Raw genomic sequence first — 16,029 nt, 5'->3', positions numbered from 1 at the left:
GCCACAGGTCGACCAGCCGCCCGCTATGCCTGACAGTCGACGTTGCCGATGTCGAATCGAGCGCCGCCCGACTCGCTCTCGGACATGGAGATCGTCCAGCCGTGGTCCGCGGCGACCCGGCGAGCGACGTAGAGTCCGAATCCGGTGTTCTCCGGGACAGCGGTGTGGCCCGCGTCGAACACGCGCTCCGGCGGTTCGACATCGATGCCCGGGCCGTCGTCGGCGACGAAGAAGCCGTCGGCCGTCGTACCGACGGTGACGGTAACCGACGGGCCAGCGTGTTCGAGCGCGTTCTGGAACAGTATCTGGAGCAACAGCCCGGCGGACTCCTGATCGGCGACAATGCGGGTGTCCCCGTCGAAAGTCAGGCACGCCTCACTGCCGGCGAGGGTGTCCCACACCTCCCGACTGAGACGGGAGAGCCAGACGTGTTTTCGCTTCGGGACCTGTTCGATCTCGTCGCGCTGGCTCGAGCCATTCGGATCGCTCGTGGAGAGTTCGACCACGGTATCGATAATCGTCGAGATCTGGGAGAGCGACTCCTCGATGTCGGCGGTCGAATCGTCACAGTCAGCCAGTTCTTCGAGTCGCCCGTAGGCGATCTGGAGTTCGTTTCGAAGCTCGTGAGACGCCACGAGTGCGACTTTCACCATCCGTTCGTGCTGGCGGCGAAACGCGTGCTCGCGGAGCTTTCGTTCCGTGATATCCTGAGTGTGTCCGACGATTCCCCGAACGTTCCCAGCGGAATCGTACCACGGCATCTTGCGGGTGCGGACGTACGACGCGTCGAGATCGAGGAACTCCTCCACTTCGATCCGGTCCGTGTCGCCCTCGATGACGTCCATCTCATCACGCAGGGCCGCTCTCGCGTGTTCATCGGCCAGTTCCGGGACCTCGACGTCGGTGAGGCCAAGCCGGTCGGTCGGCTCGTTGAACCCCCGACCCATCAGGACGTGTCGTGCCTGCTCGTCTTTCGCGTACAGGTGGTCCGGCAACTCGTTGAACAGGGAGAGCAACAGCGTCTCCATCGGGGACGGCGGGCGTCCGGCAACAGTCGGTGGCTCAGCGTCGAGACTGTCCCGGAGGGCCTCGGCGACGGTGTCTTCGAGACGTGTCGACGCCTCGACAGCCGTCACGTCGAGGGTATCCGGGACCGCCGCCGGGTCCTCGCCAGCGACGATCACCGGCAGGTCGGGAAACAGCTTCCTGACGCCGTACGCGATATCGGTTCCGGACTGGCCGTCGACTGTTTCGGGTAGAACGAGAGCGTGGAACACCGAATGGGTGAGCGTGTCAAAGAGGTCTGTGAGGTCCGACAGGTACGTGATCGAAGCCGGCGTCTCAGCGAGAGCGGATTCGAGAGTCCCAGTATCCAGCCTGTCGGCTGCGACGACGAGCACAGATTTGCTACCCATGGTGCGTTCCCAGTGAGCAAACTATTGCGTGTGGTGGACTGTCACTGTTTCGGGTGTTTCGAAGGCCAGACGCCGCTCAGGACTGCCAGTGCAGCGATGTCGCCCGGACTGTCGAGCCGATAGCGTCGCCGGTACTCCGGCCGAGAGAGCGGCGCCCCACACAAGATTTTTGCCGGTCTCGGCTGGTGTCGGGAGTGTATGGTACACTGCCCTGACTGCCAGACCTCGCTGGAAACGGCCGACGACATCGAGTTCGTCGAAGTAGACGCCAAGACCGGCTTGATTAAAGCCTCCAAGCGCTTTTACACCGCCAACTGCGCGGCCTGTGGCGTCACTATCGGTAGCGGCGTCGCCGGCGCAAAGTCCAACGGAGGTGCGGCCTGATGGTCCACTGTCCGGAATGCGACGCGGAGATGGCCGACCAGGACGATGTAGAGTTCCTCGACATGGATTCGACGACCGGCTTCTTCACCGCCTCCAAACGCTTCTACCTCGTGGCCTGTGGCGAGTGCGGGGCCGCAATCGGTAGCGGCGTTGCCGGCGCAATGTAGTTACACCGGGGCCTAGGCTTATACACGTTTCAGTGCAAGAGAAAGTATGTCTGAATCACCTGACGACGACACGAAGGACAGCGGACGACTGCCGGCACCGCTCCGGTCGGTCACGCCGGGGACGCGTAGCCGTCCCAACGAGGGGATGGACGTGATCGGTTGGGGGATGCTCGCCGGCCTGTTCGTCCTGCTGATGCCGCTCCTTCCGTTTATCATCATCGTCTGGGGCATCTCGAAAGTGACCGAGATGCTCACGCCCTCGTCGTAATCAGGACGTGTCGGTGTCGACGAGCGAGAACGGCGTCCCGTCGCCGTCATCGCTTGCGTTCTGATAAACGACGTGGGCGGCCGCGACATCCTGAATGGCCAGCCCCGTCGAGTCAAAGAGCGTGATGCCGTCGTCGTCGGTCCGCCCCGAGAGGGTGCCCGCGACGATGTCGCCGAGCTCCCCGTGGAGGTCGGTATCAGTCAGGACGCCCTCGCCCCACGGGACGTTGATCTCGCCGGAGTGGGTGCACTGTTCGTAGTTGTCGATGACGAGTTTCGCGTCCAGCAGCGTGCGTTCGTCGTGTTCTTGCTTGCCGGCGGCGTCGGCACCAATGGCGTTGATATGCGTGCGCTCGCCGAGCCACTCCCGGTTGACGATGGGCGACTCGACGGGCGTAATCGTCGACAGCACGTCACAGCCGGCGGCGTCCTCGATACTGCCCGCACGTACGTCGAACTGGTCGGCGCAGGCGTCGACGAACGCCTGCTGTTTCTCCGCGTCCCGGTCGGCGACGACCACCGTCTCGATGTCCCGGACCGACGAGATGGCGTCCAGTTGCGTGTACGCCTGCGTGCCAGCCCCGACCAGACCAAGGGAGTCCGCGTCGGCGACGGCGAGATGGTCGGTGGCGACCGCCGCGGCCGCCCCGGTCCGCAGGCGCGTCAGGACTGTGCCGTCCATCACGGCCAGCGGGAACGCCGTCTCGGGGTCCGAGTAGATGAGCGTCCCGAGGACGGTCGGTAGGTCGTGGTCGCGGGGGTTGTCCAGATGGACGTTGACCCACTTGACCGCGGCGGCGTCCCACGTTTCCGCGTTGACGTAGGCCGGCATCGACCTGAAGTCGCCGTTGTACTGCGGCAGGTCGACGTATGACTTGGCCGGCATGATGGTGTTCTCCCTGGCATCGGCGGCGAAGGCCGCGGCGACTGCGTCGATGACTGCCGGCATCGCCGCGTGGTCCTCGACCGCGTCCGCGCCGAGAAGTAGCGTCTGCATATGGTATGTTGACACTCGACAATATTCAGCCCTCCGCCGTCACAGGGGTTATATCGCCACACGACCAGTCACGGGTATGCGTCGCGGGGTGGCGATTGCCGCGGTCTGTCTCTGTCTGCTGAGCGCCGGATGTACCGGTCTGTTCGGGGACGGCTCGGCCGCCAGGGAGACGGTGACACCGGCTCCAGTCCCGACTGCAGACGCACCGACGAGTCCGGCGCAACGCGCCCCGGGCGTCGTCGGCGACCGCGTCGTCAACGCCACCGCGCTCGGCCGCGCCCACGTCGCCCAGCTCTCGAACACCTCCTATCGCGTCCACCACACCAGGACCGTCATGAACGGCAGCGGCCTGCACAGCCGCGTCCGGACCCGTGCCAGCGTCAGCGCGGGCTACGAGTCGTACACGGCCACCCGAACGATATCCGGGGAGAGTGTGACAGCGCGTGAGATCCATAGCACCTGGCGGGACGGCCGCGCGCTCAGTCGGACGACCGTCAACGGGTCGACGTCGGCGGAAGTAGTCGCGGACAGCCGCGGTATCGGTGGCCCGCCACGCCCACCTCGGGCCGCGCTGTTCTTCGAACCCACGTTCAACGGGCGTCTCATAGCGCTGCTTTCCGCCACTAACATCACATCCATCCGCCCCGGCGACGAGGTCATCAAGCAACTGTACGGCGTTCCGTTGTATCGCATCAAAGGAACCGGGTCGGCCGACGACAGCGCGGTTGCCACCCGTCCCGTCGACCGTGTGACCAACGTCTCCCTCTCGGCGACCGTGACGCCCAACGGCATCGTCCGAGGCTACGCGCTCCAGTACACGGTCGTGAACGGAACGGATACCCACAGAGTGACCGAGATTCTCCGCTACAGCGACCTCGGAACGACGGACGTGGTGTTCGAAGACCGACAGCGGACCGAACGCCATCGAAACCGAACAGCGCGTCCCGAATGACGCGAGCGACGGCTGGACGCCGTCGAATCAGTCACAAAACGGAGAGAGGCCCCCACCCGCTGTCACCAGTCCGTCCCACCAAACGGACCGGGACAGTCGATACTTCGCAGAGACGTACCTAACTGTTTCTCCGGTTTCACGTCTCGATATACACGCTGGGATGACTCGGCGCGTTACAGAATCGCAAAAAAACCGAACCGCAAACGGCGATTCGCTCGTTCGGAGATTTCGCTCCGCTCAGAACCTCGCTGTTCGCGGCTTTCGCCGCTCACTATTCGAGGGCCCCTCACTTCGTTCGGCCCCTCGCTTTGCTCACGGACTTCGTCCGTTCGCTCGTTCGGAGACTTCGCTCCGCTCGTCTCCTACATCATGCCGCCCATACCGCCGCCCATGCCGCCCATACCGCCAGGGGCGCCACCGGGGCCGCCGGGGCCGCCTTCGTCGCCGCCGGAGGTCGAGAGCTCGCCGGCAGCGATGATGTCGTCGATCTTGAGGACCAGGTTCGCGGCCTCTGCAGCCGAGGAGATCGCCTGTCGCTTGGCGTGGGCTGGCTCGACGACGCCGGTGTCGAGCGTGTTCTCGACGTCACCGGAGAAGACGTTCAGGCCGGCGCTGACATCGCCGTCCTCGTGGGCGGCGCGCAGGTCGACGAGCGTGTCGATGCTGTCGAGACCAGCGTTCTCGGCGAGGGTGCGCGGGATGATCTCCAGCGCGTCGGCGAAGGACTCGATAGCGAGCTGTTCGCGGCCTTCGACGCTGTCGGCGTAGTCGCGGAGCCGGCGGGCGACTTCGACTTCAGGTGCGCCGCCGCCACCGAGGACGCTGCCGTTGGCAACCGTGGACGCGACGACATCGAGCGCGTCCGTGACGCCGCGTTCGAGTTCGTCGACGACGTGGTCGGTCGAACCACGGAGCAGGAGCGTGACGCCGTGGGCTCCGTCGCCGCTGCCCTCGACGTAGAACAGGCCTTCGGCGTCGTCGCGGGTGACAGAGCCGTGACCCAGGTCTTCCGCGCTCGCGGAGTCGAGATCGGAGACGATGCGGGCACCCAGAACCTCTTTGAGGAACTCGATGTCGGACTTCTTGGCGCGGCGGACGGCCAGAATACCCTTCTCGGCGAGGTAGTGCTGGGCCATGTCGTCGATGCCCTTCTGGCAGAAGACGACATCAGCGCCGGTGTCGGCGATCTGGTCGACCATCCCCTTGAGCTGCTCTTCTTCCTTGTCGAGGAAGTTCTGGAGCTGGCTCGGGTCGTCGACGGAGAGCTGCGCGTCGACTTCGGTCTCGTCGAGTTCGATGGCCGTGTCGACCAGCAGGACGTCGGCGTCGTCGACTTCGGTCGGCATCTCCTCGTGGACCGGGTCCTTGTCGATGACTGCGCCTTCGAGGAGCTCGGAGTTGCCGGCGGAGCTGCCGGTCTGGGTCTCGATGTTGAGGTATTCGAGGTCGGCGATGACGGAGCCGTCCTCGGCCTCGACGGTGACGGCGTTGACCGCATCGACGATGAGCTGGGCGAGCAGTTCCTTGTTGAGCTCCGCGCCCTTGCCCGTCATCGAGGTTTCGGCGACTTTCTTCAGGAGTTCCTCGTCGTCGGGGTCGACTTCCGTGGCGATATCCGCGATTTCGTCCTTGGCCTGCGTGGCGGCCATGTCGAACCCTTTGATGATCGCCGTCGGGTGGATGTCCTGTTCGAGGAGGTCCTCGGCGTTCTTGAGGAGTTCGCCTGCGATGGCGACGGCAGAGGTGGTGCCGTCACCGGCCTCGTCTTCCTGTGTCTCGGCAACCTCGACGATCATCGAGGCTGTCGGGTTGTCGATGTCCATCTCCGAGAGGATGGTGACGCCGTCGTTCGTGACGGTCACGTCGCCCATCGAGGAGACGAGCATCTTGTCCATCCCCTTCGGGCCGAGCGTCGAGCGTACTGACTCGGCGACCGCGCGAGCGGCCGAGATGTTGTGTTCCTGTGCAGACTTGTCCTTCATCCGCTGGGAGTCCTCTCCCAGGATGATCATCGGCTGGCCCTGCATCTGGCGTTGGCTCATAATCAAGCGAAGATTGCATGTGGTTCTATATAAAAGTATGGGTTATGGGACGTTCGTCGGTCACCCGTTGAGACAGCCAGAACAGGTGAAACCACCAGACAGAGGGAGTACGGTCCGTCGGTAATGGTAGCTGTTGGCACGCCCCATCAAGCGAGCGACGACCTGTTTATATATTCACTCGACGGGTTCCGTCCAGTGGACCGTGACCGACCCGACGACGAAGGCGTCCTTCGAGTCGGTGTCCCGTCGGAACTGGATCGTGTTCTTGCCGAGGTGCAGTCGCTCGGGCGCAATCGTGTCCATCCAGAGCTGCCACCCCTCGCCAGGCGCGATGTCGAACCCCGACAGCGCCTCGCCGTTGACCACGATCTCGTGGTCAAAGTCCTCGACGTCGAACACCTGCATCTGCACGTACGGGTCATCCGGTGACGAGGTGGGGATGTCGAAGGAAACCGGATCGGTCGAATCACCGGTGTACTCGGCCCAGGGAACGTCGAGCGAGTCCGCCGACGGACCGAGGAGCTGCTGGAACTGACAGAGCGCGTAGTTGGCACGACGTGACATACGGGTTACGTCTCCCGGGCGGTATAAAAATCAGTGGTCAGTTGCGGTCGCAGTGTCACCCAGAGCGAACAGAGCACGCACAGGAGAGCGGAGCGCCTATGAGTGGCCGGCTGTTGCCCATCGGTATGGACGCTGCGCTTGGCCCGCCAGAGAAGATGGCCGAGCTCGAGGAGGACCTGACGCCGATGATGGCACAGTACTACGAGCTGTGCCGGCAGTACGACGACGCCCTGGTCCTCTTTCAGGTCGGGGACTTCTACGAGGCCTTCTGTGCGGCCGCACAGCGGGTCGCCCGGCTGTGTGAGATCACGCTGACCCAGCGCGAGGACTCGACCGGCGAGTACCCGATGGCCGGCATCCCCATCGACAACGCCGAGTCCTACGTCGAGACGCTGCTGGACGCGGGCTACCGGGTCGCCATCGCCGACCAGGTCGAGGACCCCGACGAGGTCAGCGGCGTGGTCGAGCGGGCGGTGACGCGAATCGTCACCCCCGGCACACTCACGGAGAGCGAACTGCTGGGCGGGGCGGACAACAACTACGTCGCCGCCCTGACCGCTGGCGAGCGATACGGGCTGGCGCTACTGGATATCTCGACCGGCGACTGCTACGCGACCAGTGTCGGCTCGGAAAGCGCCGTCGCCGACGAACTCAGCCGGTTCGGCCCGGCGGAAGCCATCGTCGGGCCGGAGGTCGACGTGGATCGGGACGCCGTGTTCGGTCCGGCCTGTCTGGTGACGCGCTACGACGCGGCCGCCTTCGACCGGGAGCGCGCCGAGGACCGCGTGGGGCAGTACTTCGGCCCGCCGGAGCGCCTGCTCGCCGGCGACGCGGAAATCCGGGCCTGTGGCGGCCTGCTGGCCTACGCTGAGTACACCCGCGGCAGCAGCGGCGCGGTCGGCCCCGACGGCGAACCGGTCGACGCGGACGTGGACCCCGCCGGCACGCTCGACTACCTCAACCATCTCACGCGGTACGACCCGCGGGAGTACATGCTGCTCGACGCCGTCGCCGTCGAGAGCCTCGAACTGTTCGAACGGCGCTCGGTCCGGGGCCACGAGAACCGAACGCTCGTGGACACGGTCGACGAGACCGCCTGTGCGCTAGGGCGGCGGAAACTGACCGACTGGCTCCGCCGGCCGCTGCTCGATGCGGACCGCATCGAGGCCCGCCACGGCGCGGTCGCGGAACTCCAGCGCGACCCGGCGACCCGCGAAGGGCTCTCGGACCTGCTCGCGGAGGTGTACGACCTCGAACGGCTCATCTCGCGTGTCTCTCGCGGCCGGGCGAACGCCCGTGACCTCCGGTCGCTGGCCGCCACACTGTCGGTCGTGCCGGACATCCGGGACCATCTGGCCGACGCCGACGCCCGCCTGCTCGCGGACCTGCACGCCACGCTGGACCCGCTGACCGAGACCCGCGAGGAAATCGAAGCGGCGATCCGCCCGGACCCGCCACAGCAGGTGACCGAGGGCGGCGTCATTCGCGAAGGCTACGACGAGGAACTGGACCGACTGCGTTCGACCGAGCAGTCCGGCAAGGAATGGATCGACGAACTGGAAGCGAGCGAGCGCGAGCGCACCGGCATTGACTCGCTGAAGGTCGGGCATACCTCCGTCCACGGCTACTACATCGAGGTGACAAACGCCAACCTCGATGCTGTCCCCGAGGACTACCAGCGACGCCAGACGCTGAAAAACAGCGAGCGCTACTACACGCCAGCGCTCAAAGAGCGCGAGGACGAGATTCTGCGCGCCGAGAGCGCGGCCGACGACCTGGAGTACGACCTGTTCTGTGCGGTCCGGGACGAGGTGGCCGACGAGGCCGAGCGCGTGCAGGCGCTTGCCGACCGTCTCGCCCGCCTGGACGTGCTGGTCTCCTTCGCCGAGGTTGCGGCGCAGTACGACTACTGCCGGCCGACCGTCGGCGGCGACGGCATCGACATCACCGCCGGCCGCCATCCGGTCGTCGAGCGGACCGAGGACGCCTTCGTCCCCAACGACACGCATCTCGGGAGCGGGCCAGTCCGAGCGAGCAGAGACGGAAGCGACGACGGTGTCACCGCGGACGATATACAGCCCTTCCTCGCCGTCGTCACGGGACCGAACATGAGCGGGAAATCGACGTACATGCGCCAGGTCGCGCTGATCTGCCTGCTCGCACAGGCGGGGAGCTTCGTCCCCGCGAAGGCGGCCGACCTCCCGATTCTCGACCGAGTGTTCACCCGCGTCGGGGCCAGCGACGACATCGCCGGCGGCCGCTCGACGTTCATGATCGAGATGACCGAACTGGCGACGATTCTGGACGCAGCGACCGAAGACTCGCTAGTCCTGCTGGACGAGGTCGGCCGCGGCACGTCGACGGCCGACGGGCTGGCTATCGCCCGCGCCGTCACCGAGCATCTCCACGACGAGGTGGGCGCGTACACGCTGTTCGCGACCCACCACCACGACCTGACGGCCGTCGCCGCGGCGCTGCCCGGCGCGACCAACCGCCACTTCGAGACCAGCCGCAAGGACGACGACGTGCGCTTCGACCACGAACTCGCACCCGGTCCCGCGGCGGCCTCCTACGGCGTCGAAGTGGCGAGCATGGCCGGCGTCCCCGAATCCGTCGTCGAACGGTCGCGGGACCTCCTGACAGATGCCGAGACGGCTGACTCCGACACGGATTCCGCCGCCGCGGAGATAGGACCGACGGAAAACGGAACAGCGGTGGCCCCGGCCAGCGAGGGTGGAGCGGACGGCCACACACAGGAGGCGCTTCGGACGAACGGGTCGACTCCCGAGGCCGAACTGCCGGCGGGCGTGGCAGCGCAACTGGCGTCGCTGGATGTGGCGACGATGACGCCCATCGAGGCGATGAACGCGCTCGCGGACCTGCAGGACCGACTTGAATAACAGCCGCGATCAGCTATCGCTGGCAGTGGCCCGTTCGTCGTGCGGGCAGGCGAACATCGTCGCGACGAGTTTCTGTTCGGCGGCCCGCAAGTGCTTGTGCAGCGTTGGCTCCGAGATGTCGAGGAGTTCAGCTAAGTCCGCGGCCGTCGCCCCGCGGGGCCAGTTGTAGTACCCCGCTTCGTGGGCCGTCGCGAGAACCTCCTGCTGTCGGTCGGTCAGTGGCTCGGTGTGGGACGCGTAGTTCTGGAACCCGAACAGCGGCACGATGGACTCGCGCTGTTTCTTCGCCGCGAGTTCGGCATCCGAGTGGGCCGTCAGGAACGAATCGATAACCGCGGCCGTATCGGTTTGGCTCGGGACATCGGCTACGATAGTCCCCTGTCCATCGACGCTCCGGGCGGTCTGTGGTACTGCCCCGGCGTCCGCAAGCGAGACAACGGGACAGTTGTCCCGCACGTTGATTTCGACGAGCCCACCGTCGCTGGTGCACTCAATCACCCGCGCCGTACCGCCGTTTTCGTCCTCAATGCGTTCGACAAGCCGGCCGGGGCGAGCACCCTCGACCGAAAAAAACTCGGCGTACGTGTCGTCTGTCTGGGGGAGACATTTTTCGAGAATCACGGAACACGATTCGGCTGCAGACACCGAGACGAAGGGATACGACCCATCAGAGAGGGCAAACTCCACGCGGGTGACCGCCCGGCCGTTACCAGACTGTTGGGACATAGGTAAATGTAATTGGCATACTGTGAAGAGTGTTGGCATATATCGTGTTTCGGCGTTTACTATGCTAGCCACACTGAACTTTACATCTACAAGACAAATACAACATGAGGTCAGAGAACCGTGTCCGGAATATCACCAACCGTTATAGAAGTCCACGGCGCCGACCAGTCCATCGTCACGGCAGTCGTTCGCGCTGTCGCGACCGCGGAGAGACGGCCGGTCGAGACGCTCCCCCCACTGGCCGATAGTATCAATCCGGATGCACTGACGACGTGCATCGCTGATTCGAACACCGACGGTCATGTGGCGTTCGACTACAGCGGCTACCGCGTGGTCGTTGACACCGATGGAACGGTTACTGTAGACGGATAACTGCGTCATCCAACCGTGTGACGACAGCGGCAGTCAGTACGGGCGCGAGACTGACAGCTCCCAGAGAAGAGGAGAAAATAGCGGTTATGGCGGCTCGAGCGAGACGAACTCCAGCCCTTTCTCGGCGAGTAACTGACGCGCTCGGTCGGTCACCGACGGAGCGACGAGGATACCTCGGACCTCGGTGTCGGCGTGCAGGTCGCGCTCCAGGGCATCGACGTACCGACCCAGTTGGCCGACGGCGTCGGGACCCACGCGCCGGCGCTTGAGTTCGAGTATCGTCGTCCGGCCGTCGGCGTCCTCGCCGTAGATGTCGACCGCGCCGGCGGGGGTCTCGCGTTCGGTCGCAAGCGGCGTAAAGCCCGACTCCACCAGCGCCGGCTCGTCGAGGATGCGGTCTTTCAGATCGGCCTCCGTGCCGGTGAGTGCGAGGTCCTTGGAGTCGGTCACGTCGAAGGCGGCGGCGTGGGCGACCGTTTCAAAGGCCACTTCGAGCGACTCCTCGGGGGTCGACCGCGTGGAGCGGACGACCAGCGAGCCGTCGTCGACGCTGATGCTGTGCTCACAGCCCGGCGGCTGCCAGTTCACCGGCTGTTGGCCCTCGTCGGTGTGGACCAGCGCGGCCCCGTCGGGCTTGAGCATCACATGGCGGTCGCCGAGCCCCAGCGAACTGGCCGCTCGGCCCTCGTACTCGACCGTACAGGTGCCGACGAGCGTCACCAGCGCGCCGCGGTCGGCGTTGCGCGACGCGAGGTCCAGCGCGTCAGCGGGGTCGGGGTAGGTCAGCGTCTCGACGGCGGTCACGGGTGGCGGTTAGCGGTCCCCGCGTAAAAAGGACGCGTCGTCGGGGCAGTGGACGGACGAAGCGTGGTTTCGGAGCGACGCGAGTAGGGCGCGCCGAACAGTTGCCGGGTCGCAGCCTTCGCTGTCGAGGGCGCGACAGGCCTCGTCCTTGCGGTCGACCCACCACGTCCGGAGCGCATCCGGGTCGTCAGTGCGGGCCAGGACGATATCGTCGAGATCCGACAGCGTCGGGTCGAGCCAGCAGACGGCGTAGGTCCGGACCGGCCCGTCGAGCACGACCAACTGGTCGTAGGTAGCATCGATGGCAGCGAGGACGGCCGACGCCGTCCAGTCGTTCCCCAGCGGCCGGGACTGCGTGATGGGGTCGGCGTCGACGCCCCAGTGTGCGATGCGGCAGTCGTAGCGGCCGTCGGGACGGGTGACAGCGACGAGCGTTCGACGACCCATCAGGGACCACCGAGCGTGTAAGCGGGCATGGGGTTCCGTGGCTCCGTGGTCCTATTTGAACGCTGGCCTACAGGATCCCTATCGAGTGCCCGCCAGCGTAACCGAAACCACCGACCATTGGTAACCCAGCACAACCCTCAAGTAGTACGTTCACGTATCATTACATATGATGGTGAGCGAGTGGCTCTACGGCGCTATCGCGCTTCTCGTGGGGCTCCATGTCCTGACCATGCTGTATGCGTACCGGCACCGGGGTGACCCCGCCGGTGCGACCGGGCAGGGCGATACCGAAGGGCGCCGTGGCAGCGCCACCGACGACAGCACTGAATCCATCGACTGTCCCCACTGCGGGGCGAGGAACGAGCAGGACTACCAGTTCTGCCGGCAGTGCGTCGCCGACCTGACGAGCGGGAGCCCGCAGCGTCAGCCGACGGATCGAAGCCAGCCGTACTGACCGTTTACAAGGCCGGGGTCGAATCAACCGGATTGAGCGCTGCTGTCGGCCAAAGTATTTATTTCTCCGAATATATATTTGAATATACTGACGAACGGGGGTAGACTGTGGAAACCGTTATCGACGTACGCTCCTCGGGTCGACCGGCGATATTCGAGCGAGCGAACACCGACGGGCTGTTCGGACGCACACGCCGGCTCGAGCAGCCGCTGGGGCAGTATCTACGGGCGGCAGAGACGCCACGATATCTCGCGTACAACGACCGGTCCGGCGTCGTCGCTGGCCGGGGAAACGACAAGTCGCTCACGCCGGCCGGCGACTACCGCGCGTATCTGCTTGCAACGAACATCCGGGTCGTGTTCGTCGTCGGCGACGACAACGGCGACCGGACCATTTCGCTCCCTTACGAAGACATTGTGGCCGTACACTGTCAGTCGGGGCTCCGTACGTCGACACTCGAAATCGTCACCGTCGACGAAGACCGCTGGGCGTTCGAATGCAAGGGCGATCTAGCGCCAGTACGGACGTTCGTCGACGAAACCACACAGGTCTGGACGCACACGCTGACCGAGCTTGACCGGGCTGAATCCCAGGTCGAGGCTGCAACGGCGGCACTGGAGGCGGCGAATCCCGACGCAGCAGCCACGCACATCACGGCCGCACAGGAGGCACTCGATAGCGGACGGGAACGGGTCGAATCGCTGGGGGAGGGGGCGACAGCGACCATCGATGCACGCCTCCAGTCAACGCAAGCACAGATCGACACCAGCCAGCGCCGACGGCACGTCAGGGCGGCCGAGGAGCACCGCGACGCGGCCCGGCACGCGTGGGAGGACCGGGCGTACGAGCGGGCCGCGGATGCGTACGCACAGGCCAGCGTCGAGTACGAACGAGCACTGGCGGTAACGGCACCGGAGCCGTCGGCAGAAGCCATCACGGACGCACGGGACGCAGTCGAGGCGGAATACGCCGAACTCCTGTCGGCCCCGGTCGACGCGGCACAGGCGGCTGCGGGCGCGGCCAGAGCCGCGACGGACCCGGCAGCGCGGGCCACACATTGGGAAGCCGCCCTCGACCGATACCGGACGGCGTACGAACTGGACTGGGGTCGTGACCGCCGCTTCGACGGCGACCGGGCGTCGCTCCGACAGGCGCTCGCGGACATCGCCGTCGAACTGGTCGATGCACACCGTGAAGCGGGGCAAGAGGCGCTGCGTGAGGGCAGCGACGAGTCAAAGCGAGAGAGTGCCGGGGCCGCGTGTGACGGTGCGGCGGTCCACTTCGAGCGCGCACGCGAGGTGGCCGCCGAACTCGTGCCCGACAGACGCGAGCCGCCAGCGGACGGACTGGCCGCCGTATCCGAACAGGAAGTCAGCGTCGAGTCAGAAGCGAAAGGTCGGTAATTGTTTATCAACGGAGAGTCGGGTATCGGTATGCGCTTTGGCATTATTTCGACGGCGAAAATCGCACGCAAGGACGTGATTCCGGGCATCCAGAAGTCGGACCACACGGTCGCGGCGATCAGCTCCAGAACCCGGGACCGTGCCAGCGAGGTCGCCGAGGCCCTCGATATAGACAGTGCCTTCGGCGACTACGAGACGATGTTCGCCGAGGCGGATATCGACGCGGTGTACAACCCGCTTCCGAACGCGCTCCACGCCAAGTGGAGCCAGCGGGCCGCCGACCACGGGCTCGACGTGCTCTGTGAGAAGCCACTGACCGTCGACACTGCCGGGGCAGTGGACCTCTTCGACTACTGTGCCGAACAGGGCGTCACGCTGATGGAGGCGTTCATGTATCAGTTCCACCCGCGGACCCGGCGGGCAAGGGAAATCGTCAAAAACGAACTTGGCGAGGTACACACCGTCGACGCGTCGTTCAAGTTCTCGCTCGGCGACGCCAGTAACATCCGGCTGGACCCGGAACTGGCCGGCGGGAGCCTGATGGACGTGGGCTGTTACGCCGTCAGCGCGGCCCGGGGCTTCCTCGGCGAGCCGGACCGGGCGTTTGCCCATGCCCGTGATTCCCGGGACAGCGGCGTGGACACGAACTTCAGCGGCGTCCTCTCGTACGACGACGGGGGGGTCGCCTCGGTTTCCTGCGGGTTCGACGGACCGAGACGGGAGTACTACCGGGTCGAGACCGACGACGGCTGGCTCGAAGCGCCGAACTGCTTCGGCCCGGAACACGACGAGTCAGTCTCGCTGACGTACAGCGTCGACGGCCGCGAGGTCACAGAGACGTTCGACCCGGTGGACCACTATCAGTTGCAGGTCGAGGCGTTCGCGGACGCCGTCGAGAACGGCGAAGCGCCGCCCATCGACCGGGCCGAGACGCTGGGGAACATGCGCGCCATGGACGCGCTGGCCCGGAGCGCGGACACCGGCCAGCCGGTCGACATCGCCAGTCCCGAGTGAAACGTAAATCGGGCGTGTGCCACGACACGATGAGCGCGAAACGGTTTTGACTGCGGCGGATGAGGCACGTACTGTGACACCCCCAACAGTGACGCTTCCGAGTGGCGACGAACTGCCGATGGTCGGCGTCGGGACGTGGGACATCGACGGCGACACCGTACAGGAGTCCGTTCGAGCGGGGCTCGATGCGGGCTACGCTCACGTCGACACCGCCGAAGGCTACCGGAACGAGGCCGAAATCGGCGAGGCCCTGGCCGACTACGACCGCGAGGACGTGTTCCTCACGTCGAAGGTGCTGCCCAAGCACCTCGATTACGAGTCCGTCATCGAGGCCTGCGAGGCGTCGCTCGACCGCCTCGGGACTGACTATCTCGACCTGTATCTCGTCCACTGGCCAAACCCCGCGACTTCCATCCGGGAGACGATGAACGCGATGGCGACGCTCCACGACCAGGGGAAGATCCGCAACGTCGGCGTCTCGAACTTCAGCGCGTACCAGCTCGGGGCCGCTCAGCACGTCGCCGACGTGCCCATCGCCGTCAACCAGATCGAGTACCACCCCTGGAACACCCAGGACCAAGTCGTCGAGTTCTGCCGCGACACTGACACCGTCGTCGAGGCGGCCGCGCCGCTGGGTCGGACCGAGGTGTTCGCCGACGACGTGATTCAGGAGTTAGCCGGGGAATACGACAAGTCGCCGGCCCAGATTATCCTGAAGTGGGCGGTCGAGAACGACGTGGTGGTGCTACCGAAGTCTTCCTCTCCCGAGCACGTCCGCCAGAACCTCGCGTTGTTCGACTGGGAACTCGACGCCGCCGACCGCGAGCGAATCGATGCCATCGAACGCGAGCAGGCGGTCTACGACACCGGCGTCAACGACTGGGACAACGATACTTACGGCATTTCACAGTAGTCCCAGATGGTCGATCCGCCCGCACTGGACCGCTGGGACGCCACGGCCGCGGCGAGCATTGCCGCTTTGCTTGTCCTGGCGTACGTCCTGGTTCCGAACCCGACAGTCCAGTACGGGACGTGGCTGGTCATATTCTGCGTCTGGATGGCCTGGTTCGTCTCTTTCGGTGCCAGATGGTTATATGGCCCCTAGAGGAGGTCGTTGAAGC

The 16,029-nt window shown here is 65.4% G+C and carries 18 protein-coding genes; 11 read left to right on the top strand and 7 right to left on the bottom strand.

Features of this window, described 5'->3' with window-relative positions; genetic code table 11:
- Positions 1 to 23: 23 nt before the first annotated feature.
- Entirely contained in the window at positions 24 to 1,415 is a 1,392-nt protein-coding gene (locus SG26_RS08935) for a HAMP domain-containing sensor histidine kinase (RefSeq protein WP_050037397.1), read from the bottom strand.
- Between the two features lie 198 nt (positions 1,416 to 1,613).
- On the opposite strand from SG26_RS08935, the gene SG26_RS08930 reads away from it, so the two are divergent.
- Genes SG26_RS08930 through SG26_RS08925 form a run of 3 tightly spaced genes read left to right on the top strand, consistent with a single transcriptional unit; the run spans position 1,614 to position 2,234 of the window.
- A complete protein-coding gene (locus SG26_RS08930; protein WP_014039218.1) occupies positions 1,614 to 1,799 on the top strand; it encodes a hypothetical protein in 186 nt (61 codons plus the stop codon).
- Positions 1,799 to 1,966 carry a hypothetical protein gene (locus SG26_RS21585; RefSeq protein WP_014039217.1) on the top strand — a complete coding sequence of 56 codons (168 nt, stop codon included), beginning with the start codon at positions 1,799 to 1,801 and terminating at the stop codon, positions 1,964 to 1,966. Before SG26_RS08930 ends, SG26_RS21585 begins: the two co-directional genes overlap by 1 nt.
- A 46-nt stretch (positions 1,967 to 2,012) precedes the next feature.
- The gene (locus SG26_RS08925) at positions 2,013 to 2,234 is read left to right on the top strand and encodes a hypothetical protein (protein ID WP_014039216.1); all 222 of its coding nucleotides are present in this window, start codon (positions 2,013 to 2,015) and stop codon (positions 2,232 to 2,234) included.
- Here SG26_RS08925 and SG26_RS08920 read toward each other — a convergent pair whose 3' ends face one another.
- Positions 2,235 to 3,230, bottom strand: coding sequence for an ornithine cyclodeaminase family protein (locus tag SG26_RS08920; protein ID WP_050037396.1), 996 nt, complete (start codon positions 3,228 to 3,230; stop codon positions 2,235 to 2,237).
- A 76-nt stretch (positions 3,231 to 3,306) separates the two neighbouring features.
- Between SG26_RS08920 and SG26_RS08915 the strand changes: the two genes are divergently transcribed.
- Positions 3,307 to 4,182 carry a hypothetical protein gene (locus SG26_RS08915; protein ID WP_050037395.1) on the top strand — a complete coding sequence of 292 codons (876 nt, stop codon included), beginning with the start codon at positions 3,307 to 3,309 and terminating at the stop codon, positions 4,180 to 4,182.
- Positions 4,183 to 4,544: 362 nt separating this feature from the next.
- Here the strand turns inward: SG26_RS08915 and thsB are convergent, their stop codons facing one another.
- A complete protein-coding gene (gene thsB, locus SG26_RS08910; RefSeq protein ID WP_050037394.1) occupies positions 4,545 to 6,224 on the bottom strand; it encodes a thermosome subunit beta in 1,680 nt (559 codons plus the stop codon).
- Between the two features lie 174 nt (positions 6,225 to 6,398).
- Entirely contained in the window at positions 6,399 to 6,788 is a 390-nt protein-coding gene (locus tag SG26_RS08905) for a hypothetical protein (protein WP_014039212.1), read from the bottom strand.
- A gap of 125 nt (positions 6,789 to 6,913) precedes the next feature.
- On the opposite strand from SG26_RS08905, the gene mutS reads away from it, so the two are divergent.
- Positions 6,914 to 9,688 (top strand): DNA mismatch repair protein MutS, encoded by a 2,775-nt coding sequence (gene mutS, locus SG26_RS08900; protein ID WP_050037393.1) that lies wholly within the window; start codon positions 6,914 to 6,916, stop codon positions 9,686 to 9,688.
- A 9-nt stretch (positions 9,689 to 9,697) separates the two neighbouring features.
- Here mutS and SG26_RS08895 read toward each other — a convergent pair whose 3' ends face one another.
- The gene (locus SG26_RS08895) at positions 9,698 to 10,414 is read right to left on the bottom strand and encodes a helix-turn-helix domain-containing protein (RefSeq protein ID WP_023843070.1); all 717 of its coding nucleotides are present in this window, start codon (positions 10,412 to 10,414) and stop codon (positions 9,698 to 9,700) included.
- 120 nt (positions 10,415 to 10,534) lie between these two features.
- Between SG26_RS08895 and SG26_RS08890 the strand changes: the two genes are divergently transcribed.
- The gene (locus SG26_RS08890; RefSeq protein ID WP_014039209.1) at positions 10,535 to 10,786 is read left to right on the top strand and encodes a HalOD1 output domain-containing protein; all 252 of its coding nucleotides are present in this window, start codon (positions 10,535 to 10,537) and stop codon (positions 10,784 to 10,786) included.
- A gap of 84 nt (positions 10,787 to 10,870) precedes the next feature.
- Here SG26_RS08890 and nucS read toward each other — a convergent pair whose 3' ends face one another.
- Both nucS and SG26_RS08880 read right to left on the bottom strand, forming a co-directional pair.
- The gene (nucS, locus tag SG26_RS08885) at positions 10,871 to 11,590 is read right to left on the bottom strand and encodes an endonuclease NucS (protein ID WP_014039208.1); all 720 of its coding nucleotides are present in this window, start codon (positions 11,588 to 11,590) and stop codon (positions 10,871 to 10,873) included.
- Between the two features lie 9 nt (positions 11,591 to 11,599).
- Positions 11,600 to 12,037 carry a DUF6735 family protein gene (locus SG26_RS08880; protein ID WP_050037392.1) on the bottom strand — a complete coding sequence of 146 codons (438 nt, stop codon included), beginning with the start codon at positions 12,035 to 12,037 and terminating at the stop codon, positions 11,600 to 11,602.
- A gap of 166 nt (positions 12,038 to 12,203) precedes the next feature.
- Here SG26_RS08880 and SG26_RS08875 point away from each other — a divergent pair, with 166 nt between their 5' ends.
- The 5 genes from SG26_RS08875 (at position 12,204) to SG26_RS08855 (ending at position 16,013) form a co-directional block, all read left to right on the top strand.
- Positions 12,204 to 12,491, top strand: coding sequence for a zinc ribbon domain-containing protein (locus SG26_RS08875; protein WP_004590026.1), 288 nt, complete (start codon positions 12,204 to 12,206; stop codon positions 12,489 to 12,491).
- A gap of 107 nt (positions 12,492 to 12,598) precedes the next feature.
- A complete protein-coding gene (locus tag SG26_RS08870) occupies positions 12,599 to 13,894 on the top strand; it encodes a hypothetical protein (protein WP_050037391.1) in 1,296 nt (431 codons plus the stop codon).
- A 30-nt stretch (positions 13,895 to 13,924) separates the two neighbouring features.
- Complete coding sequence (locus SG26_RS08865) at positions 13,925 to 14,908, top strand: Gfo/Idh/MocA family protein (protein WP_050037390.1); 984 nt, start codon at positions 13,925 to 13,927, stop codon at positions 14,906 to 14,908.
- Between the two features lie 118 nt (positions 14,909 to 15,026).
- Positions 15,027 to 15,821 carry an aldo/keto reductase gene (locus SG26_RS08860; RefSeq protein ID WP_044952113.1) on the top strand — a complete coding sequence of 265 codons (795 nt, stop codon included), beginning with the start codon at positions 15,027 to 15,029 and terminating at the stop codon, positions 15,819 to 15,821.
- A 6-nt stretch (positions 15,822 to 15,827) separates the two neighbouring features.
- Positions 15,828 to 16,013, top strand: a complete 186-nt coding sequence (locus SG26_RS08855; RefSeq protein WP_050037389.1) for a hypothetical protein — start codon at positions 15,828 to 15,830, stop codon at positions 16,011 to 16,013.
- Positions 16,014 to 16,029 lie beyond the last annotated feature (16 nt).

Origin of the sequence: Haloarcula sp. CBA1115 (assembly GCF_000827835.1) — an archaeon.
Classification (GTDB): domain Archaea; phylum Halobacteriota; class Halobacteria; order Halobacteriales; family Haloarculaceae; genus Haloarcula; species Haloarcula hispanica.
The sequence above is the reverse complement of the archived record's forward strand: the minus strand, read 5'-3'. Positions and strand labels throughout refer to the sequence as shown.